Source organism: Frankia sp. BMG5.60 (assembly GCF_059428125.1).
The window spans coordinates 3582157-3606044 of sequence record NZ_CM182091.1 but is presented as its reverse complement, the minus strand read 5'-3'; the positions used below and the strand labels follow the sequence as shown (position 1 = coordinate 3606044).

Annotated in this window: 16 protein-coding genes; 8 read left to right on the top strand and 8 right to left on the bottom strand. The window is 73.8% G+C overall.

The window, feature by feature from the left end:
* Positions 1–236: 236 nt before the first annotated feature.
* Complete coding sequence (locus tag AC5R91_RS14500) at positions 237–446, top strand: hypothetical protein (RefSeq protein WP_495397671.1); 210 nt, start codon at positions 237–239, stop codon at positions 444–446.
* A 282-nt stretch (positions 447–728) separates the two neighbouring features.
* Here AC5R91_RS14500 and AC5R91_RS14495 read toward each other — a convergent pair whose 3' ends face one another.
* The 3 genes from AC5R91_RS14495 to AC5R91_RS14485 all read right to left on the bottom strand — a co-directional run bounded on the left by AC5R91_RS14495 (position 729) and on the right by AC5R91_RS14485 (position 4218).
* Positions 729–2243 carry a hypothetical protein gene (locus AC5R91_RS14495; RefSeq protein ID WP_495397670.1) on the bottom strand — a complete coding sequence of 505 codons (1515 nt, stop codon included), beginning with the start codon at positions 2241–2243 and terminating at the stop codon, positions 729–731.
* A 381-nt stretch (positions 2244–2624) separates the two neighbouring features.
* Entirely contained in the window at positions 2625–3221 is a 597-nt protein-coding gene (locus AC5R91_RS14490; protein WP_495397669.1) for a TetR/AcrR family transcriptional regulator, read from the bottom strand.
* A 535-nt stretch (positions 3222–3756) separates the two neighbouring features.
* Positions 3757–4218 (bottom strand): GtrA family protein, encoded by a 462-nt coding sequence (locus AC5R91_RS14485; protein WP_495397668.1) that lies wholly within the window; start codon positions 4216–4218, stop codon positions 3757–3759.
* Between the two features lie 436 nt (positions 4219–4654).
* Between AC5R91_RS14485 and AC5R91_RS14480 the strand changes: the two genes are divergently transcribed.
* Positions 4655–5254: a beta-class carbonic anhydrase gene (locus AC5R91_RS14480; RefSeq protein WP_495397667.1), complete on the top strand. Its 600-nt coding sequence runs from the start codon at positions 4655–4657 to the stop codon at positions 5252–5254.
* A 117-nt stretch (positions 5255–5371) separates the two neighbouring features.
* Here the strand turns inward: AC5R91_RS14480 and AC5R91_RS14475 are convergent, their stop codons facing one another.
* The 3 genes from AC5R91_RS14475 to AC5R91_RS14465 all read right to left on the bottom strand — a co-directional run bounded on the left by AC5R91_RS14475 (position 5372) and on the right by AC5R91_RS14465 (position 9611).
* Complete coding sequence (locus AC5R91_RS14475; protein ID WP_495397666.1) at positions 5372–6715, bottom strand: UDP-glucose dehydrogenase family protein; 1344 nt, start codon at positions 6713–6715, stop codon at positions 5372–5374.
* 122 nt (positions 6716–6837) lie between these two features.
* The gene (locus AC5R91_RS14470; RefSeq protein WP_495397665.1) at positions 6838–7803 is read right to left on the bottom strand and encodes a TIGR03089 family protein; all 966 of its coding nucleotides are present in this window, start codon (positions 7801–7803) and stop codon (positions 6838–6840) included.
* Complete coding sequence (locus AC5R91_RS14465) at positions 7800–9611, bottom strand: LCP family protein (protein ID WP_495397664.1); 1812 nt, start codon at positions 9609–9611, stop codon at positions 7800–7802. The genes AC5R91_RS14470 and AC5R91_RS14465 overlap by 4 nt, the downstream gene beginning before the upstream one ends.
* 385 nt (positions 9612–9996) lie before the next feature.
* Between AC5R91_RS14465 and AC5R91_RS14460 the strand changes: the two genes are divergently transcribed.
* A complete protein-coding gene (locus AC5R91_RS14460; RefSeq protein ID WP_495397663.1) occupies positions 9997–12012 on the top strand; it encodes a glycosyltransferase family 39 protein in 2016 nt (671 codons plus the stop codon).
* Positions 12013–12072: 60 nt separating this feature from the next.
* Here the strand turns inward: AC5R91_RS14460 and AC5R91_RS14455 are convergent, their stop codons facing one another.
* Entirely contained in the window at positions 12073–13149 is a 1077-nt protein-coding gene (locus AC5R91_RS14455) for a glucose-1-phosphate thymidylyltransferase (RefSeq protein ID WP_495397662.1), read from the bottom strand.
* Between the two features lie 399 nt (positions 13150–13548).
* On the opposite strand from AC5R91_RS14455, the gene AC5R91_RS14450 reads away from it, so the two are divergent.
* From AC5R91_RS14450 to AC5R91_RS14430, 5 genes are all read left to right on the top strand, one after another.
* Positions 13549–15090: an LCP family protein gene (locus tag AC5R91_RS14450; RefSeq protein WP_495397661.1), complete on the top strand. Its 1542-nt coding sequence runs from the start codon at positions 13549–13551 to the stop codon at positions 15088–15090.
* Between the two features lie 159 nt (positions 15091–15249).
* Complete coding sequence (rfbD, locus tag AC5R91_RS14445) at positions 15250–16158, top strand: dTDP-4-dehydrorhamnose reductase (RefSeq protein ID WP_495397966.1); 909 nt, start codon at positions 15250–15252, stop codon at positions 16156–16158.
* Positions 16159–16419: 261 nt separating this feature from the next.
* The gene (locus tag AC5R91_RS14440) at positions 16420–17091 is read left to right on the top strand and encodes an acyl-CoA-like ligand-binding transcription factor (RefSeq protein ID WP_495397660.1); all 672 of its coding nucleotides are present in this window, start codon (positions 16420–16422) and stop codon (positions 17089–17091) included.
* Between the two features lie 146 nt (positions 17092–17237).
* Entirely contained in the window at positions 17238–19073 is a 1836-nt protein-coding gene (locus tag AC5R91_RS14435) for an MDR family MFS transporter (RefSeq protein WP_495397659.1), read from the top strand.
* A gap of 500 nt (positions 19074–19573) precedes the next feature.
* Positions 19574–20992, top strand: a complete 1419-nt coding sequence (locus AC5R91_RS14430) for a hypothetical protein (protein WP_495397965.1) — start codon at positions 19574–19576, stop codon at positions 20990–20992.
* Positions 20993–22728: 1736 nt separating this feature from the next.
* On the opposite strand, the gene AC5R91_RS14425 is transcribed toward AC5R91_RS14430, so the two are convergent.
* On the bottom strand, positions 22729–23865 hold the full coding sequence (locus AC5R91_RS14425) for a glycosyltransferase family 4 protein (RefSeq protein WP_495397658.1): 1137 nt from the start codon (positions 23863–23865) through the stop codon (positions 22729–22731).
* Positions 23866–23888: the final 23 nt, after the last annotated feature.

Below are 23888 nucleotides of genomic sequence, written 5' to 3'. Positions count from 1 at the left end.
GGCCCGGCCGGACCGGTCCGGGGTGGGGCGGCGGGCGGGCCCGGCGGAGTCGGCCAGGCGGGTGCTGCGGGGGTCGGCGGACCCGGTGGACTGCCCGGGCCGGTCAGGCCACCGAACCGGGGCGGTGCCGACGGGATGGGCGGGCCGGGAGGTTGGACCGGCCCGCGCGAGGCGGTGTCGGCTGCTGGGCCGCCGAGCGGAGAGCCTGGTCCCGCGTAGGGCGGCGGCCATGAGACGTGTCCGGGCCCGGGGCCCTGCTGCAGCGGATCCGGGGCCGCGCCCGGCCGGCCCGCGCCGCTCGCCGGGTCGGCCCCGAAGCGGTCACCGGGTCCCGCCAGGGGAAGCTGCCCGGGAGGCTGCAGGATGGTGCGTTCGGCGTCGTCGAGGTCCGGGCCCGGGTCCGGCCCGTCGCCGAGGCGCGGCCCCGGTGGCGACTGCTCGGGTGAGCGCGGTGTCTCGTCGTCGCCATAGCCGGGGCTCGGCACGGTTCCTCCCGAGATGGGTGACGGGTGCGGTCCCCAGAGTAGGCGCACCACCCTGCGAATACCGGTGGTATCGGGCTACCGCGCAACAAATGCGGCCCTATCGTCACCCGCCCGGACGCGTGGCAGCAGGCTTGCGGCGCGATGGGGGATCCCGTCAACCGGCCACGCCACGTGCCGTGCTCCGGACACCCCGTTCACGGCCGCCCTCACCGGCGGTCTGAGCCGGGTATCCGTCCGGCCGGCTCAGCTCTGCGGCACCGGGTCGAAGCCGCTCCACCATTCGTACAAAGCGACGCCGTCGGTTCCGGTCGCCATGAACGAGACCAGCTTGTCGTCGTAGGACCAGAAGATGAAGTGGCTGCTCTGCCGGACCGTGCAGACGGCGGTGCCCTGGGTCTTTCCCTGGTCGAAGTTCCAGGTGAAGACCTCGCTGCCGCCGTCCTTGCACGTGCCGCCCGGCGTGGTGACCAGCGACTTGCGAACGTCGAGGTCGCTGGTGAGGTCGCCGGCGGTGGCGTAGGAGTAGGCGGCGACGACCTTGCCGTCGTCGGAGTCGCAGAACAGCGCGGCCAGGATGTGGTCGCTCTCGGCATCGCTGTTGGGCTTGCAGTCGGTCATCGCCGACGAGTCGAGCTTGCCGAGCAGCTCGTTCTCGGCTGGGGTGAACGCCGCGGATGCGCTTGGTGACGGGCTTGGTGACGGGCTCGCCGAGGACGCGGCGGACGGGCTCGCCGACGCGGTCGGCGGGGCGCTGGGAGAGACCGAGGCGGCCGCTGCCGGGTTCCCGTCGTCGGATCCGCCGGTGAGCAGCACGACCGGGATGACGATGAGGAGCAGCACGGCGACGACGGCCGCGCCGATGATGATCGCCCGTCGGCGACCGGAGCCGCCGGGCCGAGGCCCACCCGCGGGTCCGGTCCCAGGAGGCGGGTACGCCCCGTACGCCCCGGCCGGTGGGTAGCCCTGCTGGTAGCTACCGGCCGTTGGATAGCCCTGCTGCTGGTTGCCCGGCCCCGGGTAGCCCTGTTGATAGCCCTGCTGCTGGTAGCCCTGGTCGTAGCCCGCAGTCGGTTGCGGATAGCTGCCTGGCGGTGGGTAGCCGGTGGGTGGGTAGCCGGGTGATCCACCGTAGCCGCCGCTGGCCGGACCGCTCGGGCCGCCGGTCCCCGGCGCCGCGCCGTATCCCGCTGCCGGCGGATAGGCGGCGGTCGGCGGGTACTCCTCCGGACCGGGGTTCGGGCTCTGCTCACCGGACGTTCCGGGCGGGTATCCACTGCCCGCACCGTCGGGAAGTATCCGGGTCTGCGCCTCCTCGCCGTACTGGTCCTCGCCGCGATAGGGGCCGCCGCGACCGTAGGGGTCCGCGCCACCGTAGGGATCGTCACGTCCATAGGGATCCCCATTGCCGCGGAGATCCGCCTGGCCGTAGGGGGCGGTCTGGCCGTAGGGATCCGCCTGAGCGTAGGGATCCGCCTGGCCGTAGGGGGCCGCCTGGCCATAGGGATCGTTGAGCGGCCGGCTCGCCACGACAGGCGGGAATCCCGGGCCCGCGGGCGGCTGGCCGGCCGCCGGCCAACCTCCGGCCTGGCCCGGTCGTTGGTTGCCGGCATCCTCGCCGACCAGACGAGTCCGCTCCGCGTCGTCGTACGGGTCGCCGCTGCCCGGTTCAACCGGGTCCGGGCGGGAAGCGGCCGGTGTGCCGTGCACCCGTTGGGTCTCGGCGTCCGGGTCCTGGGGGCCTGGGCCCGGTGACTGCATGAGGTCCTCCTGTGCCGCGCGAAGGCGCCCCTGCCGCCGCGCACCGTCCCTGCCCGCCCGGTGGCCGGGACGGCCTCGTGGTGGTCGGTCGCCCCGCTCCGCCCGCGCCCACCGCGGCCGGGACTGGATAAACCGCGTCTTCCGTCCCAGATCGGGCCCGCTGCTGATGGTAGGGCCTCTGCTGCTTGAAGGAAGGGGGGGTCGCCCTCTCGACACGCCTGCGGGGTCGGGTCACCGCGTCCAACCCCCGCGGACGCGGTTGCCGCCGGCAGCCGTCCGCAAGATCGCGGGGGCTCACACCGGTCGAGCCAGGTGCGGTCCACGCCGGCCGGTCGGGGTGGACCGGCGGTGCCGGCGGAGCTGTCGCGCGTTGCGGGTGGGTCAGGCGGCGTACCGGATGACGATGTCGTCCACGATCGATTCCAGGAACGCCCGGTCGACGGGTTCGCCGGTGAGCAGTACGCGCTGCAGGATGATGGCGGTGCCGATCTCCATGAGTATCGCGTGATCGACGTCCGGGCGGAGTTCCCCGCGGGCGATCGCGTGCTCGACGATGGCGTGGGAACTTGTCTCGCGTTGCGTCCAGAGCCCGCCACGCAGCGCGTTTCGCAGATCAGGATTGCGGGGCATCTCCGAGATCAGCTCGGCGATGATCCGCCCGCGGTCGCCCCGGATGGCCTCGTGAAAGGAAGTCAGGAACTCGATGATGTCCAGGCGCAGTGAACCCGTGTCCGGAGTCGGCATGCGTTCCTCGGCGAAGGCGTTGATCGCATCCATCACCATCGCCAGTTTCGACGGCCAGCGTCGATAGATCGTGGCCTTGCCGGCGCGGGCGCGGGCGGCCACCCGGTCCATCGTCACGCCGTCGTAACCGAGTTCGGCGAGCAGATCCAGGGTGGCCGATCGGATCGCATGGTCCCGGCTCTCGTCGCGAGGCCGGCCGCCCGGGCGCGGCGACGCGAGCGAGGGCTGGGTCACGACACATTCTCCCGACGGCTGCGGGGCGGCCGGCGCCTGCCGCGTGCGCTCCGGGAGTCGAAGAGTGACGCACGGTGGATGACTGCGAACGCGCAGCACCGGTTGGGCCCGCAGAGCGTAACTCACCGGGGATACTTCGAGTACGGGTTGGCACGTGAGTGGATGGAGCTTCCCGGTGTCCGGACGGGACCAGACGCGCCCTCCACGCGGGCGGCCGGCCTGCGACGTTCGCGCATTCGTGGTGCCGACCGGACGCGCGGGTGGAATGCGTCGGCGCCGATGAGGCGGGTCCGGATCGGGGCGCCCATCGGTGGGCCGTCCTGGGCCGAGTCGGCGGCCCGGAGTCGAGCCGGGGTTGTCCCGCCGGGGCGCGCCCGACGGGCGGCGGGGATCCTCGCCGTGATCAACTCTGGCCGGCGGGGCCAGGTCGCAGGCGGCCCGTGCGGCGCCGCGGTCCTGGCGGTGACGCGGTCCTGGCGGTGACGCCTGGCCGCCGCCCCGAGGACGGCGGCCGGATGCCGCGGCCGGACGACGGTCAGATCCGGCCCGCGTGCTCCGGGATCGGACGGTGGTTCTCCTGGTCGTTACCGGTGTTCACGACGGCCTTGGGGTGGTCGGGGTGCAGGAACACCCACTTCTTGTAGGCCCAGAAGCGGAACACCGTGCCCAGCCCGGTACCGATGACGTTGCCGAACAGGTTGAAGGCGAGCACGCCTCGCAGGTCCAGCACGTAGCGGGCGAACCCGAGGCAGCCGAGCGCGATCAGCAGGCCGACGGTATTCAGGATCACGAAGAGGGTGTACTCGCGACGCAGACCGGTCCGGGCTCGGTGGTTGAAAGACCACTGCCGGTTTCCGATGTACGAAAAGGTGGCCGCAATCACCGTGGAGACGGTCTTCGCGCTGAGCGGACCCATTCCGAGGAGCGTGTGACACAGGTTCGAAACCAGGAAGTCGATGGCATAGCAGACGCCGCCGACCAGCCCGAACTTGCCCATCTCGTGGATGAGTACCTGCATCGGCGAGCGCGTCTGCCGGTGCCTCACCACACGCGACCTCGATCGATTCTTACCACCCGAGGAGAGTACCGGCTGCCTCCGCCCCGGCTCGGGGCCACCCCCTCGGATGGGGCTGGCGGAGCGATCGCCGCCGCGCCCCGGGCCGGGACCTCGACTGCGTGCGGTGATGGAAATCTTACCGAGGTGTGGTCGGGTCACCGGGAAGGTGTTCCCCGCCCTACGATGAGTGATGCGACCGTTCCGTTGCGACCGGCAACGTGAGTGGCGCAACCTAGCCGAATGTGGGGAACATCGACGAAGGTGGGTAGGTGAGCAGCATCCTGACAACACGGCAGTTGACAACGCGGGAGCAGGGTCACCATCGATCGGGAGGATGCACCACCATGATCTCCTTCACCAGTCGGTCGCGCGGCTGATGACGACGTCGACCGAGTACCAGAGCCCGGCCGAGGCGGCCGCCGACACGCACGCCGACCGGGTCCGCCCGGCGGGACCGGTGGGTGGCACGGCCACCGTGACGGAGCTGCTGCTGACTCACGCGGCCGGTAACCCGGCCCGGCGGCAGGAGGCCGGGATGCCCGCCTCCCCGGCCGCGCGGCCGCGCCTGGGCGTCGCGGTCGTCGCGTGCATGGATGCCCGGATCAACGTCGAGTCGCTGTTCGGCCTGACCGAGGGGGACGCGCACATCCTGCGCAACGCCGGCGGCGTCATCACCACGGACGTCGTGCGCTCGCTCGCGGTCAGCCAGAATGTGCTCGGCACCAGGGAGATCATCCTCCTGCACCACACCTCGTGCGGCCTGGAGAAGATCACCGACGACGGCTTCCGTGACCAGTTGGAGCGGGACACCGGCGTGCGTCCCGAGTGGTCGGTCCAGGCGTTCGCCAACGTGGAGGACGACGTGCGCCTGTCGCTGCGCATCCTGCGCTCCTCGCCGTTCCTGCAGGCCACGACCTCGGTGCGCGGCTTCGTCTACCAGGTCGAGACGGGCGGGCTGGTGGAGGTCCCGGCCTGACCGACCGGTGCGGCGTGACCGACCGGTGCGGCGTGATTGACCCGTCGAAGCGATCGGTTGGGCCGAAGCGATCGGCCGGTGCGCGGTGATCGGCCGGTGAGTGCTGATCGGCTACGTTCATCGCCGCGGCCGGCCCAGGGCCCGGTAGGTCCAGCCGGCCGCCCGCCACCGATGAGGATCGAGGGCGCCGCGGCCGTCGATGACGACGGGCCGCGCGACGTGTGGTCGCAGCACGGCCGGATCAAGCTCCCGGAACTCGTGCCACTCGGTGAGCACGAGCACGACCTCGGCGCCGGCCACCGCGCGGACCACCGAGTCGGCGAAGCACAGGTTCGGGTGACAGGCCCGCGCGTTCTCCACCGCGGCCGGATCGTAGACCGACACGTGGGCCCCGGCCCGGCGCAACGCCTCGGCCACCTCCAGGGCGGGCGAGTCGCGGATGTCGTCGGAGTTGGGTTTGAAGGCGGCCCCGAGCACACCCACCGTCCGGTTCGCCGGCGAGTCGCCCAGGGCCTCCCGGGCCAGCGCCACCGCGCGTGCCCGCGCCCGGACGTTGACGGCGTCGACCTCGCCGAGGAACGCGAGGGCCCGGCCGACGCCCAGCTCCTGCGCGCGGGCCTGGAACGCCCGGATGTCCTTGGGCAGGCAGCCACCGCCGAATCCGATGCCGGCCTGGAGGAAGTGGTGCCCGATCCGGGCATCATGTGCCAGTGCGCTGGCCAGTTCGACGACATCGCCGCCGGTCGCCTCGCACACCTCGGCCATGGCGTTGATGAAAGAGATCTTGGTGGCGAGGAAGGCGTTCGCGGCGACCTTGACCAGCTCGGCGGTGGTGTGGTCGGTGACGACGACCGGGACACCCGCGCCGATCATCTGGGCGTAGACCGCCCGCAGCCGCCGCTCCGCCGTGCCCTCCGGGTCGACCCCGAAGACCAGCCGGTCCGGCCGCAGCGTGTCGTCGACGGCGAAGCCCTCCCGGAGGAACTCGGGGTTCCAGGCGAGCTCCGCGCCGGGCGCGCCCGCGGCGAGCTTCGCCGCGACGCGGGTGGCCGTGCCCGCGGGCACCGTCGACTTGCCGACAACGAGGTCGTCCGGGCCGAGCCCGGCCGTGATCAGCCCGCACACCGCCGCCTCGACGTGGCGCAGGTCCGCCGCGCCGCTGTCGGGCCGCTGGGGCGTGCCGACGCAGACGAAGTGCACGTCGGCCCGCTCGACCGCCTCGGCCAGCGAGCCCGTGAACGTGAGCCGGCCGGCCTCGAGGTTCTTGCGCAGCAGCGCCTCGAGACCCGGCTCGTAGAACGGAACCTCCCCGGCGGACAATCGCCGGACCCGGCTGGCGTCGATGTCGACGCCGATGACGTCGAAGCCCAGCTCGGCCATGCACACGGCATGGGTCGCGCCGAGGTAGCCCGTGCCGATGACGCTGATCCGCGGATCGGTGGACCTGCTCACGATCGGCACCTCCGCTGCGCAGGGGATCGGCGTGGATCCCCTGCGCCCCGCCGCCGCGCACCGGGAGCCACCGGTTGACGAAGGTAGTCACTACCCTCCGGCGTCGGCCGTCACCTCGGCCCGATCGGGCATCACCCGAGGCGGGGGAGGCGTAGCGTCCGCACGCCCGGGCCCGCGACCGCGAGCGGGTCGGCCGCGACGACGGCGGCGTCGGCAGCACCCGCAGCACCCGATCCGCCGGCCGCAGCGGGCGCGGCGGCGATGGCGGTGATCCGCTCCGCCTCGATCCGGCGGGTGAGCGCCGCGGGGTCGAGATGGCGGCAGAGCACCATCGACGCGCCGGCCACCAGCGGGGCGAGCAGCCCGCCGAGGAGCCCCTCGGCCGTCGCCGGCGGCGCGGTGGACAGGACGCGGTCCGCGGGCCCCAGTTCCCAGGACGCCGCGATCCGCGCGCCGGCCCGCAGCAGCTCGGCCTGCTCCGGCGGGGGTGGCGGCGGGGCGAACCGATCGCCGTGCGGGGGGACCTCGGCGGAGTAGTCCAGCACGCCGGGAACGGGCCGCAGCATCCGGCCGCCCAGCGGGCGCAGCGACAGGGCCACCGTTTCGTCGACCACCAGGCCGGCGGTGGCGTCGAGCCGATCCTCAGCCACGAACAACGCGCCGAGGCGGGTCGTCGGTGGCAGTGACGACCCCGCGGCCACGGCGAGCGCGCCGGCACCGCCGTTCTCGCCGGCGTCGGCGAGGACGACCTCCAGCCCCGCCACCCAGCCGGCGAGCGGGATGACCAGGCCCAGCCAGTGCGTCGGCAGGTCTATCCCGATGCGGTCGCCGGCACCGAGCCCGAGGGTGTCGACGAGCATGTTCGCGGTCTTGGCGATCCAGTTGTCCAGCGTGATGGCGGAGAACTCCACCCGCTCGCCGGTCGCGTCGTCGTAGAAGGTCACCAGCGGCCGGGCCGGGTCGGTGGCGAGCCGGTGGGCGAGCAGGCCGGCGATGCCCCGCACTCCCGCGGGAACGTCGCCGTCCGGCGGGCCGGCCGCGCCCGCCGGTCCCAACAGACGGGCCGCGGACACCAGCCGCGGGGGCGCCCCGGTCACGGCGTGCAGGAGGTGTCGGCGGGCATCGGCGTGGCCGTACCGACCGCGCCGGTGCCCGCCGCCGTGCCCGGACCTGCCGCCGTGCCCGGACCTGCCGCCGTGCCCGGACCTGCCGCCGTGCCCGGACCTGCCACCGCGGCTGGACCTGTCACCGCGGCTGGACCGGAGATGGCCGTCAGGCCGGCGAACCCGGTGCCGAGGACGACGACGAGTCCGTCCCCCGTCCGGGCGGGGTCCTCGACGGGCAGGCCGCCGGGCAGCCGGGAGGCCAGGGTGCGTGCCGCGGCCTGCTGGCCCGGAGGGTAGTGGATCTCGGTCAGTTCCTGACCGGTCGTCGTCGCCGTCGTCATCGCTCCAGTGAATCCGAGCGACCGCAGCGCGTCGACCGTGGCGGCGGCGAGGCCCGTCCGCCCCGAGGCGTTGCGGACGGCGGCGACGCTGACATCTGCGGGTCCGACCGTGGTCGCGGCGGGCTCGGGGGGCGCCGTGACCGGCTGGGCGGTGCCCGCGGGCCGCAGCGGCGCCAGCACCTGGGCGAGGCCGGCCTGGTCGGCGACCAGCACGGCGCCATGCGGCGGGATCGTCCCCATCCCGTCGACGGCGCCGTCGGCGGGCAGGGCCACCCGGGTGGGGACCGTGACGAAGCGGACTCCGCCCGAGCTCAGGCCGCTGGCCCGCTTCGCGAGGGTGAGCAGCGCGGTCTGGTCGAGTCCCTGGTCCACCCTGAGCGCCCCGCCGACCGCGCCGAGCAGCGCGGTGATCTTCGCCGGGCTGGTGAGCACGCCCGCGCCGGTCGCCGTCGCCAGGAGCTTGGCGAGGAACTGCTGCTGGCGCAGGACGCGCAGCCGTTCGTCACCGAGGGCGTAGCGGGTGCGGACGAAGGCGAGCGCCTGCTCGCCGTCCAGGCGGTTCTCCCCGAGGTGGCCGTTCCAGCCGGACATCGTGTCGTGCAGGTTGCGGGTGCTTCCGTCGGGCATCGGCGTCACGCAGACGGTGACGCCGCCCACCGCGTCCGTCATCGTGCGGAACCCGGCGAGATTGATCGAGATCGTGTGATCGATCTTCAGGCCGGTGAGCGACTCCAGCGTGGTGACGAGGCCGGGCACGTCGGCGAGCTGAAGCACCTCGGTCAGCTTCGCGCGGCCGTCCCGGGCCTCGGCCCGTTCGGGGGGCACGACGGGCACGAGCATGTCGCGGGGGAAGGACAGCAGGGTCGCGGAGCCGTCCCTGGCGAAGTGGGCGATGATCGTCGTGTCCGATCGCACCCCGTCGACGACGCCGTACTCCCCGCCGGTGCCCTCCCGGCTGTCGTCGCCGAGCAGCAGGATGTTCTGCTCGCCGGCCGCGCCCGCCGGTCGAGCGCCGTCGATGTTCCAGTTCACCCGGGTGATGGCGCCGTCGAAGTGCCGGTAGGCGGCCCAGCCCAGCGAGCTCAGCGCCAGGACGAGCGCGGACAGCAGCCCGGTGGCGGTGAGCGACAGCCGGCGCAGGAACGAGCGGTGCGGGCGCGGCCGGCGGGGATCGAGCTCGGGCGGCAGCGGCCGCGGCCGCTGCCGGGCGGGCCGGCCGCGTGGGCCGCTCGGGCGGTACAGCCCGTCCGGCCGGGCTGGGCGCGGCGGTGCTGGCCGCCGCGGTGCTGAGTGCGGCGGTGCTGGCCGCGGCGGTGCTGGGCGCGGCGGTGTTGGCAGTCGTGGCCGGGCGGGCGCCGCAGGTGGTTCCGGCGCCGGTGCTCCCTCGCGCCAGTGCCACTGGTCGGGCGGGGTACGCGGGGTAGGTGGCGTCAACGCCGGACGGGTGTGGGGGCTCACGGGGTCGCGGACCCTCCTCGGTCAGGCGGTCCTCGTCGGTGATGTCGGCGGAACGCACGCCGCGGCCGTTGTGATGATGACGTCGGAGCGATGAGGTTTAGGGGCTGGTTCACCTATTAGACCGTTCCCGGTGGGTTGTGCGTTGATGGGTGAGCACCAGTGGGCCTGGTGTGGGGGAGAGGTGGGGGAGCGGCCGGGGGCTGCGCGTTGCCCCGGGACGCGCACATGGCGACCGGCGGTCAGCCGCGAAGACGCGGGCCGGCAGAGCTGGAGGGTCCGCACGGCTCCGGCCGGCAGGACCGGGGGTGCCTCACCGTGAGGCGAGGCGGCATGAACGGCACTGTTCAGTGCCCTCATACAGCGGTCGTTTACCCTGGCGTCAACCATGGATGAGCCGGAGACGACGCCCACCGCAAGCACCGACACCGCCGAATCGGCCGTCGGCGCGGCCGGCCAGACGCCGGTGGAGATCGGCCCCGTCCCGTCCCAACCTCGCCCGTCGCGCGGGTCCCCGCCGCTGGAGCACCCGCCCTCGGCACCCGGGATCGAGTCCTCGGCACCCGCGTCCGGGTCCGCGGTGGTGGGAACGGTGGGCGGCAGGCGCCTCGCCCGCCGGGTGCGGCGGGGGCCGCTGCTGCTGGTGCTCATCACCGCGGTCCACCTGGCGATGCTGCTCAGTTACGCCTTCGTGTACCCCACCTGGACGGGCTACGACGAGGCCCAGCACGTCGACATGGTCTACGGGCTGCAGCACGGCGCCGGCTGGCCGGCCCCCGGCGAGAAGATGATCGCCACCGGGGTGGCGGCGACCTCGGATGACTTTGATCGCGGCCGCTACCAGGACATGTTCCAGTCCGGAGGAAAGCGCCGCGGGGCCGCGCCGTTCGCGGAGATCGACCCGACACCGCGCGACCAGCGGAAGTCCTTCGACGCCCTCGGCGGCCCGACGCCGGTCGACGACGGGCGTCTGTCCAACCAGATGGTGCAGCACCCACCCCTGATCTACGCGGCCGGGGCGGTGGTGTTGCGCGCCCTGCCCGGCTCCGGCGACTGGGCCTATGACCAGCAGGTCTTCGTGCTGCGTCTGCTGAACATCCTGGTTGTAGCGCCGCTTCCGCTGCTGGCCTGGCTCGCCGCCCGCCGCTTCGGTCTCGGCGAGCCCGTGGCGCTCGCCGCGGCCGCCCTGCCGCTGGCGATCCCCGGGTTCACCCGGGTCGGCGCCACCTTCAACAACGACGGCATCCTCATGCTCACCACCGGCGGGCTCACCGTGGTCCTGGCCGGGGTTCTGCGGGGCGACCTGCGTCGGCGCACCGCGCTGTGGGCCGGGCTGTGGTTGGGGCTCGCGTTGCTGTCCAAGGCGTTCGCGCTCACCCTGCCAGCCATGATCGTCGCCGCCTACCTGGTCGGATGGTGGCACCGTCGTGCGTTCGACGCGGCGGAGCCCGGCGTGCACGGGTGGCGTCGGCTGCGGACCACCGTCGCCTCGCTGCCGTGGATTCCCGCGGTGCTGGCCGTCGGCCTCGGTCTCGCGCTCGGTGGCTGGTGGTGGGTCCGCAACTACCTGCTGTACGACGCCGTCCAGCCCAACGGCTGGGCGACCAACCCGCCGCGGCGGGAGCCGCTGCTGCTCCCCGACTCGTTCCTGACCTGGTTCTGGTACTTCTTCCGCACGATGATCTCGCGGTTCTGGGGCGGCCTCGGGATGTTCGAGCCGCCGCAGCTCTCCCCGATCGCGATCGCGCTCGCCACCGTCGCCGTCGTCGGGCTGAGCGTGACGGCGGTCGTCGGCCGCCGCCGAGCCGGGCGGCCCGAGCGATTGTTGCTCGCGGCGGGGGTGGTGGTCCTGCTGCTGCCGGTCGCGTTCGCGTACCTCGAGGTCGGCCAGCGCAGTTGGGCGGAGTACCAGCGATACACCCGCGGGATCGCCGTCCAGGGCCGCTATCTCTACCTTGGTCTGGTCGGGCTGGGGGTCGTGGTCGCCCTCGGCCTGCGCCGGGCCCTGCCCGGCCGCGAACGACTCGCCCCGCTGATCCTGCTGGTCGGTGCGCTGCTCATGCAGGGCGCGGCGCTGCTCGCGATCTGCTCCTACTACTGGTTGCCGCGCCGCGTCTCGTTCACCCCGGCGCGGATTCCGGACGTGGTGTCGGCGATCGGCCGTTGGGCGCCGTTCCCGGTCGGGGTGACGATCACCGTGTTCGTCCTGGCCGCGCTGCTGTTCGCCGGGACCATCGCCGCCGCCGCAGTCCAGACCCGGCGGCAGCCGGCCGACCCCGCCCCCGACCCCGCCCCCGAACTCGGCGCGGTGACCCCCACTCGGCCGTCGGCCGCCGCCGTCGACCCGGCCGCGGCGACGATCCCGGGCGGCCCCGTCACGGCGCGGTCGGGCACGCAGGACTAGGACGGATTGCGGGCCCGCCGAGCCCGGACGATGCCACCAGGGTGCGCGACCTCGGCGGGGTCAGGTTCCCGTCGTGGCGACCGAAACGCGGGAGTGGTCGCCCAGCATGAGCCGGTGCGCCTTGGGCAGGGCGGCCGAGGGCACGACCTCGACGTCCCGGCCGATCAGCGAGTCCTCGATGCGCCCGATCCCGCGGATGGTCGCCCGCTCCAGGACGATCGAGTACTCGATCTCGGTTCGTTCGATCGTGCAGGAATGGAAGATCGAGGTGAACGGGCCCACGTAGGTGTCGACCAGGGTGGTTCCGCGCCCGATGATGGCCGGGCCGCGCACGGTGGAGCGGACCAGCGAGGCGCCGTCCTCGATCACGACTCGGCCCACGATCGAGCTGTCGGCGTCCACGGTGCCGTGGATCGCCGGCTCGATCGACTCCAGCAGGTGCCGGTTGGTCTCCAACATGTCGGCCAGTCGGCCGGTGTCCTTCCAGTAGCCCTCGACCAGGTGGGAGGCGACCTCGTAGCCGCCGTCGACCAGCCACTGGATGGCCTCGGTGATCTCCAGCTCACCGCGGGCCGACGGTTTGATCGACCGCACCGCCTCGTGCACGGCGGTGCCGAACATGTAGACGCCCACGAGCGCGAGATCGCTCGGCGGGACCAGCGGCTTCTCGACGAGCCGGACGATGCGGCCCTCCGCCCCGAGTTCCGCGACGCCGAAGGCGGAGGGGTTGTCCACCTTCGTGAGGAGAATCAGCGCGTCCGGGGTGGTTCGCCGGAACTCCGTCACCAGGCTGGCGATGCCGCCGATGATGAGGTTGTCCCCGAGGTACATGACGAACGGTTCGTCGGCGAGGAAGTCGCGGGCGATGAGCACCGCGTGCGCGAGCCCGAGGGGCGCCTCCTGGTGGATGTAGGTCACGCGGATCCCGAACGCCGCGCCGTCGCCGACCGCCGCCTCGATCTCGGCGGCCGTCTCACCGACGATGATCCCGACGTCGACGATCCCGGCGTCCCGGATGGCCTCGAGGCCGTAAAAGAGCACCGGTTTGTTCGCCACGGGGACCAACTGCTTGGCGGAGGTGTGCGTGATCGGCCGCAGACGCGTTCCCGAGCCACCGGCGAGGACGAGGGCCTTCATGATCCGGAACTCTATCGCGTCGCTTTGAACTGACCGAAAGTAACAACAGGTGTGGCGGCTGTTATCGGATTGACCTGATCTCCTTTGTCGGCATGACGGATCGTCTGTCCCCCTCGGTGGCCCGTCTTTCCTACGGCATCGGGTTGGCGACGGGTGCGCGCCACCCGATACGGGTACGTTGAGTAGTCGAAGGGTTCGCTACGGCCAGCCTGGCCGGGACGCTGACCGGCCGGCCGATCGTGCCATGCCCGCGAGACATTTCCGGCCGCCTGGGAGGGGGACACGGTGACCGAGGCGCCGCCGCGTCCACCGGGCGATCCGCAGGCGGAGGGTCGTGCCGGGCGGTCTCGTCGTCGGCGGACGCACGTCCACCGCCCCCCGGGGGCCCGCCGGGCCGCGTTGGCGGGACACATCGTCCACGACGCCCGGCGTGAACGCTCACCGCTGGGTCGCCTCGTGATCCTGCTCGCCGCCGCGCTGTCGGCACTGATCCTGGTGACCACGGTGGGCGGCTGGACCGCCTACGAGTACTTCGGCGCGCAGATCCACCGCATCCGGCTCGGCCTCGGCGACGACCGGCCGGCGGACGCAGCCTCCGGCACCCGCAACTTCCTGCTGGTCGGTTCGGACAGCCGGGCCGGCACCGGCGGCGAGTACGAAAGCCAGGGGGCGGTGACCGACGAGCGGTCGGACACCACCATGCTCGCTCATCTCGACGCTGACGGGACGACGACGATGGTGTCGTTTCCCCGCGACACCCTGGTGCGCATCCCCGGACACGGCCGCGGCAAGCTCAACTCGGCGATCACCATCGGTGGTCCCAGCCTGTTGATCAGAACGATCGAGAATCTGACCGACATCAGGATCGACCATTACGTCTCGATCGATCTCGCCGGCTTCAAGGAGATGACCGACGCCGTCGGCGGGGTCACCGTGTGCGTCAGGCCGTTGCCCGGCGGGGGCCGGTCGAACCTGTACGACCCGTGGTCGCAGTGGCGTGGACGGGTCGGCGAGAACCGGCTGTCGGGGGAGCAGGCGCTGGCGTTCGTGCGACAGCGCCACGGCCTGCCGGACAACGACTTCGATCGCATCCGCCGTCAGCAGCAGTTCGTCGGCGCGGTGTTCACGCAGGCGACCTCTTCCGGCGTGCTGACCAACCCGGTGCGGCTGGAGAACCTGCTGCACGCGGCGACGAGGGCGCTCACCGTCGACGACGGGACGAGCATGAGCGACCTACGCGCGCTCGCGACGCGGCTGCGTGGCATGTCCGCCGACCAGATCCGGTTCGAGACGATCCCGGTGCACGCGCCCACCCCCGCCGAGGGCGGCAACGCCCTCGGCGAGCTGCCCCGCTTCGGCTCCGTGCAGCTCTACGAGCCCATCACGCTGGAGAAGTTCCTCGCTCCGCTGCGCGGCCGGCCCGGCCGGGTCGCGGCGCCGACGGTGAGCCCGTCGCCGACGGTGCCCCCGGCGAAGGTGCCCCCGGCGAAGGTGACGGTCGACGTCTACAACGGCGCGGGGGTCAGCGGTCTGGCCACCTCGGCCGCCGCCGCGCTGGACCGGGCCGGCTTCCAGGTCGGGCCGGCGCGGACCTGGCGCGCCGGTGTCCAGCGCACCACGCAGGTGCGGTACCACCCGGGTGCGGCGGATGCCGCGCGGACGGTCCAGGCCGCTGTGCCCGGCAGCCGGCTGCAGCAGGACGCCGAGGTTCCCGCCGGCCGGGTGAGCCTCGTTCTCGGCACGGCCTTCGAGGTGGACACGATCACCGCTGCGCCGACGCCCGCCGGCGGCGGCGCGGGGTCGACCACCGCGGGCTCACCGGCGGGCGCGTCCGTGGGCGCCGCCTCCGGTGGGGCCACCGCTCCGGCCGCCCCCGACTCGGCCCCCGCTCCCGCCCCCGCCACGACCGCCGCGGAGCTCACCTCGCGTTGCACCTATTAGCCCGGCCTGACTCGCCTCCTGACCCGGCCTGATCGCGTCAGCCCGGCCTGATCCGGCCAGGCCTGATCCGGCCGGGCACCGGATCTGGCCGGGCACCTGGTGGTGCGGCACGGCGGAGGCTGCCGTGATGGACGCGGGTTGGTCTGCCAGACTCGGGCCGTGCGCGTTCTCGTGACCGGTGCCGCCGGACAGCTCGGCGCCGACCTGTGCCGCCTGCTCGAGGCCCGGATGGCCGAGCCGGACTCCCCCGTGCGGGCCTGGGCGGGTCTCGGCCGGGCCGAGCTGGACATCACCGACCCCGCGCGGGTCCGCGCCGTCCTGCGTGACCAGGCCCGGCCGGCGAAGATCCAGGGTGGTCTGGTCGTGATCAACACCGCCGCCTGGACGGACGTCGACGGCGCGGAGGCCGACGAGGCCGGGGCCTACGCGGTCAACGCCACCGGACCCGCGCATCTCGCCGCCGCCTGCGCCGCGGTCGACGCCACGCTGGTGCAGCTCTCGACCGACTACGTCTTCGACGGCCGGGCGACGAAGCCATACGAGACCGGGGACGAGACCGGCCCGGCCGGCGCGTACGGCCGCACCAAGCTCGCGGGAGAAGAGGCCGTGCGGGCGCTGCTGCCGACGTCCTCCTACGTCGTCCGGACCGCCTGGGTGTACGGCCAGACGGGTCGCAACTTCGTCAAGACGATCAGTCGACTGGCCCGGGAGCGTGGGGCGGTCTCGGTCGTCGCCGACCAGACCGGCTCGCCGACCTGGTCGGCCGATCTGGCCGCCGGCCTGCTCGACCTCGTCGCCTCGCCGGCGCCGCCCGGGGTCTACCACTGCACCAACACCGGCGAGACGACCTGGTACGGATTCGCCCGCCGGATCATGACCGAGATCGGGCTGGACCCGGCCACGGTCAGCGCGACGACCACGGACGCCTTCCCCCGGGCCGCCGCGCGGCCGGCCTACTCCGTGCTGTCCACGCGATCGTGGGCGGACGCGGGTCTCACCCCGCTGCGTCCCTGGGACCAGGCGTTGCAGGCCGCCTTCGCCCTCGCCGGCGAGGACCTGCGCGGCTGAGTCCGCCCTCGCCCGTTCTCGGGCGGGCCTCGCCGAGTGGGGCCGCCGCCCTCGTCCTGAACCGGTGACGGACGCTGCCGTAACCGGCGGTGTGCCCGGATCGATGCGTCCACGACAGATCGATGCGTCCATGTCGATGCGTCTATGAGGCCGTCTGTGTGCGGTCCGTCACGTGGCAAAGAATTTTGCAGAGCGAGAATAAATGTAGGGACTACAAGGTTGTAGCTGCTGCAACCAGTGAGCCGGACGGGGGAGGGGACGATGACGGTCCAGGCGGGCACGGATCGGGCGCCCGTGGAGCCACCGGCCGGGGCCCGGCCGGCAGAGCTGGGCCTGCGGGAACGCAAGAAGCTGCGGACCCGCCGGGCCCTGCGGATGGCGGCCATCCGGCTTGTCGCCGAGCGCGGGCTGGACGGCGTCTCCGTCGACGAGATCGCCGCCGCGGCGGAGGTCTCCACCCGGACGTTCTTCAACTACTTCCCCACGAAGGACGACGCGATCGTCGGCATCGACCCGGAGGACATCCGCGAGATCACCGAGGCGCTCGCGGCCCGACCCGCCGGCGAGGAGCCGTTGGCCGCGGTGCGCGCGGTCATGTTGCAGCGCGCCGCGCTCATCGCGCCCGATCAGGCCGACCTCTGGCGGACCCGCCTTGCGATCATCCGCCGGCATCCGCACCTGATGACGGCCAGCGCGGCGAGCTGGAGTTCCTACGAGAACGCGCTCGCCGAGGCCGTCGGCAGCCGCTGCGGCCTCGATCCGGCCCGGGACCCGTATCCCGCCGTGCTGGTCGCCGCGGTCCTGGCGATCGTTCGCATCCTGTCGGTGCGCTGGCAGGAGTCCCCGGGCGCGCCGCTGGCCGACCTGCTCGGCCAGGCGTTCGACAGCCTGGCGCGGGGCCTGCCGCCGCCACCCCACGCGGCACCGGCCTGACCGGCGCGGCCCGGACGCCGACATCGCCCCGTCCCCCGAAACGTACCGAGCATGTTCGCCGCACCAGCACTCTCCCCGAGGAAGCCGACACCGATGAGAACGACGGAACTCTGTACCGACAGCCACGACCACGAGGGGAGCTGATCATGACCCAGGCTCAGGCGTCCGCGCCCGGCGTCGAGGTTCCGGCCGACGCGTCCGCGACGCTGGTCGCCGACAAGCGCCGGCTATGGATCATCATGGGAGCCCTGCTCCTGGGGATCCTGCTGGCCTCGCTGGACCAGACGATCGTGTCGACGGCGCTGCCGACGATCGTCGGTGATCTCGGCGGCGCGACCCACCTGTCGTGGGTGGTCACCGCCTACCTGCTCGCCGCGACGGTGTCGACGCCGGTGTGGGGCAAGCTCGGTGACCTGTACGGGCGGAAGATCCTCTTCCAGGTGTCGATCGTGCTGTTCCTGCTGGGGTCCGTTCTCGCCGGCGCCAGTACGTCGATGGGCCAGCTCATCGGCTTCCGCGCCCTGCAGGGCCTCGGCGGCGGCGGCCTGATGATCGGCGCGATGACCATCATCAGCGACCTCGTGCCGCCCCGCGACCGTGGCCGCTACCAGGGCCTGTTCGGCGCCGTGTTCGGCGTGTCCTCGGTGATCGGCCCGCTGCTCGGCGGGCTGTTCGTGGACCACCTGTCGTGGCGGTGGGTCTTCTACGTGAACCTGCCGGTCGGCGCGGTCGCCCTGGTGGCCACGGCGCTGGCTCTGCCGGCGACGACAAACCGGATCAAGCACGTGATCGACTATCTCGGCACCGTGCTGCTGGCCGGGGCGACGACCAGCCTGGTGCTGCTGACGAGCCTGGGCGGCACCACCTACGGCTGGGGTTCCCCGGAGATCGTCGGCATGGGGGTCGCGGGCGCCGTGCTGCTCGTCGCGTTCGTGTTCGCCGAGCGCCGGGCGGTCGAGCCGGTCCTGCCGCTGTCACTGTTCCGCAACCGGGTGTTTTCGGCGGCCGGCGCGATCGGCTTCGTCGTCGGCTTCGCGATGTTCGGCGCGATCGTCTTCCTGCCGCTGTTCCTGCAGGTTGTCAAGGGCGTCGATCCGACCGAGTCCGGCCTGCAGATGCTGCCGGTCATGGGCGGGCTGCTGCTCAGCTCGATCACCTCCGGCCGGCTGATCAGCGCGTGGGGCCGGTACAAGGTCTTCCCGATCGTCGGCACCGCGGTGATGTCGATCGGCCTGTTCCTGCTGTCGTTCATCAGCCCCGACATCGCCACCTGGCAGCTCGCGCTGTCGATGTTCGTGCTCGGCGTCGGGATCGGCGCGGTGATGCAGGTGCTCGTCATCGCCGTGCAGAACTCCGTCGACCACCGGCAGATGGGCGTGGCGACGTCGGGCGCGACCTTCTTCCGTTCCATCGGTGGTTCGTTCGGTACTGCCGTCTTCGGCGCGATCTTCGCGAACGTGCTGGCCGGCAACATCGACGAGCGGCTGGCGGGCCTGCCGCTGCCGCCCGGCCTCGCCGCCTCCGGGGCGAACATCAGCCCGAAGCTGATCGCGACGCTGCCGCCGGACATCCGCTCCGGCTTCGTCCAGGCGTTCTCGGACTCGATGCAGACGGTCTTCCTGGTCGCGGTGCCGATCGGCCTGGTCGCCTTCGCCCTCACCTGGCTGCTGCCGGAGATCCGCATGCGCCACACCGTCGACACCGTCCCCCCGGCCGCTGACGACGCCGCAATCGATGCCACCACGACCCATGCCACCACGACCCATGCCGCGACGGAACCCACCGCGACCGGCATCGGCGCCGCTGCTGCACTGACCGCCGCCGCGCCCACGGCCGTTGTGGTGGTCGACGAGGAGGCAGACGTCTCCACCGTCGCCGGGGACACGACGGACGGCGCCGGCGGCCGGAGCGAGCCGGCCGCCGTCGCGGCGGGTAGTCCTGCGCCGGACGGGCCACCCGCCGCGGCAAAGCTTCTCCCATAGCCGGACCTCGGGCACGGGCGCTGTCACGGCCGCCGTGCCCGAGGCTCTTGCCCCGCCCCTCGCGGTGCACATCCAACGTCGGCGACGACGGGACGCCCGCGGCGGGCCACGCCCCCGAGTCGGTGTCGTCGCCGGTCCGGTGGCGGGTGGCGGGCGGTGGCCCTGCCAGACTGGGGAGGATGGGTAGCGTCAGTCAGAGGCCGGGCGAGGCAGTCGACGCCGACGGCGACCCGCCGCCCGCGCCCACGGCCGAGGCCCGCCAGACCGTCCCGGGCCAGCCCGCGCCACCGCGGCCGCCGTCGGATCGACCAGGTGACACCGGTGTCGTCGACGATCGCGCGGGTCACCCGCGCGACGCACGCGTGGCCGGTGCCTCGTCGGCGCGGGCGGCGCTGGCGGTATTCCGGTGGGGGGTGCGGCGACACGTAGTTTTCGCCGTCCTCGTCGTCCTGGCAGTCGTCGCGCGGGTGCTGGTGCTGGTCGCCTACCCGCCGGCGCTGATGTATCTCGGGGACTCCGCCGCCTATCTGGATCAGGCCTGGCGCGATCTGTGGCCGGGGGACTGGCGGCCGTCCGGCTATCCGATCTTCCTGCGGATCCTCGACGGCCCCAGTCACGTGACCCGGATCGTGGTCGTGCAGCACCTGCTGACCCTGGCCGTCGCGGTGGCGCTGTACGCGGTGGCGCTGCGGGCGGTCCGCCGACCCTGGCTGGCCGCACTCGCCGCGGCCCCCGCGCTGCTCGCGCCGTGGGTGCTGGACCTGGGTCAGTTCGTGCTGGCGGACAGCCTGTTCGGGGTGCTCGTCTCGGCCGGCGTCGCGGTGCTGGCGGGCTGGCGGCGGCCGCGGGCCGTCGCGGCCGCGGGCGCCGGGCTGCTGCTGGGCGCGGCGCTGTGTGTGCGCACGGTGGGCTACGGGCCGCTGGCGGTCGCCGTCGTCGTGCTGGTGGCCGACGCGGTCGCCGCCCGCGGCCGGCGGGCGCCGGTGCGGGCGGTCGCCCCCGTCGTCGCGTTCGTGGTGGCGGCCGCCGTGCCGGTGGGCGCCTACGCGGGCTGGAGCGCGGCCGAGGGCAAGGGCTTCGCCGTGTCCGCCCATTCCGGCTTCTTCCTGTACGGGCGGGTGGCGACGTTCGCCGACTGCTCGACGATCTCCCGCGCGGACCTGCGCACCCTGTGCGACCCGCGGCCCGTGAACCAGCGCGGCGCGCCGGTCCGCTACCTGTGGCCCGCCGACTCGCCGCTGCGCCAGGGCCACCGGCAGATCCCGCCGGGCCGGGAGGACCTCGCGGGGACGTTCGCTCACGAGGTGGTGCGCGAGCAGCCGTGGGCGCTCGTCACCTCCTCGGCCCGCTACCTCGCCGGCTACCTGGACCCGGTCCCGTACGAGACGCCGCAGACGTCCCGGGCGGACACCTGGGAGCTGCCGACCCGCGTCACCAACGTGCTGCCCCCCGATGACGCCCACGCCGACGACGGCTACTTCGTCGCCACCGCGGTGCACTCGCCGCCGGCCGGCCTGCTCGCCGCCTGGTCCCGGCTCGCCTACGCGCCGATGCCCCTGGTCGGCCTGGGCCTGCTGGCAGGCGTGGCGGCGTCGCTGCTCACGGCGGGCCGGACGATCCGGGCTCGGCGGGCGCGCCGGCGGGCGCCGGCGCCCGATGCCGCCGCCCCCGCCGGGGTCGGTCGGGTGTTCTGGCTGGCGGCCGGGTCCGGGGTGTCGACCCTCGTGCTGTCCGCGGTCACCTCCGGCTTCGACTACCGCTACCTCGGCGCGGTCATCGGGCCGATCGCCCTGGCCGCGGTCCTGGGCGCGGGCGCGTTCGTCGCCGCGCTGCGGGGCGAACCGTCGGATAGCCGGCACGGGCCGGGCGCTACCGTCGTCGGGGCGGGGACGAACGGGGGCCCGCGCGCCGCCGGTTGATCGGCGTGGGGGGGGCGGGGATGGGACGGCACCGCTCGGCCGGCCCGGACGCAGGCGCCGGCGCCTGCGCCTGCGCCTGCGCCACAGGCCGCACCGCCCCCGAGGGATCCGCCGCTCAGCGAGCCCCCGCGGTCCTGGACCATGCCTCGCGGGAAGCCGAGGGTGGTGATCCGCGCGATGCGCCGGCCGGGGCTGGCGGCGGCGGTCCGGCGATGCGGCGGTGGTTCGTGACCGGGGTGGCCGCGGTCGGTCTGCTCTTCAGCTCGCTGGGGCTGCTCGTCGCCGCGGCGGTCCCGCCGTTCACCGGGGCCGACGAGGCGCAGCACACGGCGTATGCCCTCGAGCTCGCCCACGGGTCGCTGCCCCAGCTCGACACCCCGGTGCGCTCGCGGGTGCCCGGCATGCCCGGCCTGCCGGCGAGCTGCCGGGCCTCGCCCGCGCAGGCCCGGGCCGCGGTCGACGCGCATGCCGACGGGCTGTGCGGGGTGCGCCTCGGCCGGGGGCTGTCCAACTTCGATCTGGTCTACACCGCCAACCATCCGCCGTTGTTCTACGCGGTGGAGGCGGTGCCGCTGGGGGCCGGTGCGGCGTCGGGCCATCCGTTGGCCGGGTTCCGCGCCGCCCGCGCCGTCAACGTGCTGCTCGGCGTGGGCGTCGTCGTCGCGACGGCGGCGTTGTGCCGCGGGCTGCTGCCGCGACGGCCGGGCGTCGCGGTCGGGGCGGCGGCGGTCGTCGGGACCGTCGGGCTCGTCGTCGTCACCTCCGGGCAGATCTACAACGACACCCTGGCGATGGCGACCGTGACCGGGCTGCTCGCCGTGGCCGTCGCCCTCGCCCGCGACGGCCCGCGCCCGCGGATCCTCGCGGGTCTCGCGGTGCTCGGGCCGGCCGCGGCGGCCAGCCGGGCGAGCGGCGCGGTGGCACTCGCCGCCGTGGTGCCCGCCGTCGCCGCCGCCGTCGCGCTGCACACCACGGGAAGCCGGGCCCGCCGGACCGGCCGGGGCCTGGCCGCCGCCGGGGCGCTGCTCGCCCTCGCCGCCGCCGCCGTCGGCTGGTTCTACCTGCGTAACCAGCGCCGTTACGGCGATCCCACCGCCTCCGGGCGGATCGCGGACATGTTCCCGCTCGGCGGGACGCACCCCTCGATCTGGCAGGTGCTGCGCGACGGTGATCTGTGGTGGTACGTCTACCGCGGGTTCTTCGGCCGCCCCACGCTCGTCACCGGTCACGCCGAGCAGGTCGCCGTCGGCGTCGCGGTGGTCACCGGCGCCGGTCTGGCCGCGGCGGCCCTGCGTGCGTGGGTGAGTCGAACGGCAACGGGATCTGCGTCCGGCGGGTGGAACGGCGGCGCGGTCGTCGGCTGGCTCCTGGTGGTCGGGCACTGCCTGCTCGTCGTCGCCACCCTGGTGGGGTACGTGGCCGCCGGCGGGGCGTCGTTCACCCGTTACCTGCTGCCGATGGCGCCGGTGCTCGCGATCGGCGTCGCCGCGTCCTGCCGAGCCCTGCCGCTGGGCCGGCGCGGGTTGCCGACCATGGCCGTCGTCACGGGGATGGCCGCCTGCACGCTGGTGCTCGTCGGGCGGGAACTGGCGTGGAAGCGGCCCGCCCTCGCGCCGCTCGCCCTGCCCGACCGGCTGCGCGCCGCCTGGGCGCTGGCCGGGCCCGGCTCGGCGCGGGTCGGCCTGGCGGTCCTGGCGGTCTGCGCGATCGTCAGCGGGGCGCTGCTCGCCGCCGCCCTATGGAAGCTCGGCGACCCGGCGGTAGACGGCCGCGGTCAGCTCCGCGGTGCGCCGCCAGGTGAAGGTGCGGGCGTGGGCGCGGCCCGCCTCGGCGTCGCCGGGGGAGTCGAGCAGGGCGAGGATCGCCTCGGCGAGGTCGTCGGCGAACGAGTCCCGGTCGGCCTGACGGACCAGTCGCACCGGGCTGCCGACGGAGTCGACCAGAGCTCCGGTGACCTCCCGGACGGTCGGGATGTCGGCGGCGACGACCGGGGTGCCGGCGGCGAGCGCTTCCAGGGGCGGTAGGCCGAAGCCCTCGTAGCGGGAGGGGAAGCACAGCACGCCGGCGCCCGCGACCGTCGCCCGCAACTGCTCGGCGTCGAGGTAGCCGGCGGTGATGACACTGCCGGCGGGCAGCCCGGCGAGGTCGAGGGTCGGTCCCCACCCCGGCGGTCCCACGAGGACCAGCGGGGGGACGCCGAGTCGCGCCGCGTGCAGCCGGCCGACGGCCTCCAGCAGGACCGGCAGGTTCTTGCGGGGCTCGACGGAGCCCACGAAGAGCAGGTACCGCTCGGGCAGGCCGTGCGCCCGCAGCCAGGCTGCCGTCGGCGCCGGAGTGGTGAACCAGGCGTCGTCGACGCCGAGCGGGGTGGGGGTGACCAGCGCCGGGTCGAGCCGGTAGGCGGTGATCACCTCCTCGGCGACGGCCCGGCTCGGCGTGAGCACGGCGCAGGCGCGCCGCAGCCCGCGGGGGACGAGATCGCTGTAGCGGGCGGAGGCGGCCGTGACCGCGTCAGGCGTCCGCAGGTAGGACAGGTCGTGGATGGTGAGCACGCCGCGGGCGCGGCGCAGCGGCGGGAGCACGAAGTTGGTCCCGTGCACGACGTCCGCGGCACCGGTGAGCCACTCCACGGGCGGCTGCTCGCCGCGGATCCAGGCGTCCTGGAGCAGTCGTGCCGGCGCCCGGCGGGCGGCCGGGCGCACCCCCGCCGGCAGGCTCCCGGCGAGCTCGTCGAGCCCGCGCCAGGTGAACGCCGTCGCCGCCAGCTCCCAGGAGGTGTCGAGCCGGGCGAGGCCGGCCAGCAGGTGCTCGGTGTAGCGGCCGACGCCGGTGCGCCGCCCGAGCAGCGGCGTGCCGTCGAGCACGATCCTCATTCGCTGGCTCCCGCCGCTGTCGT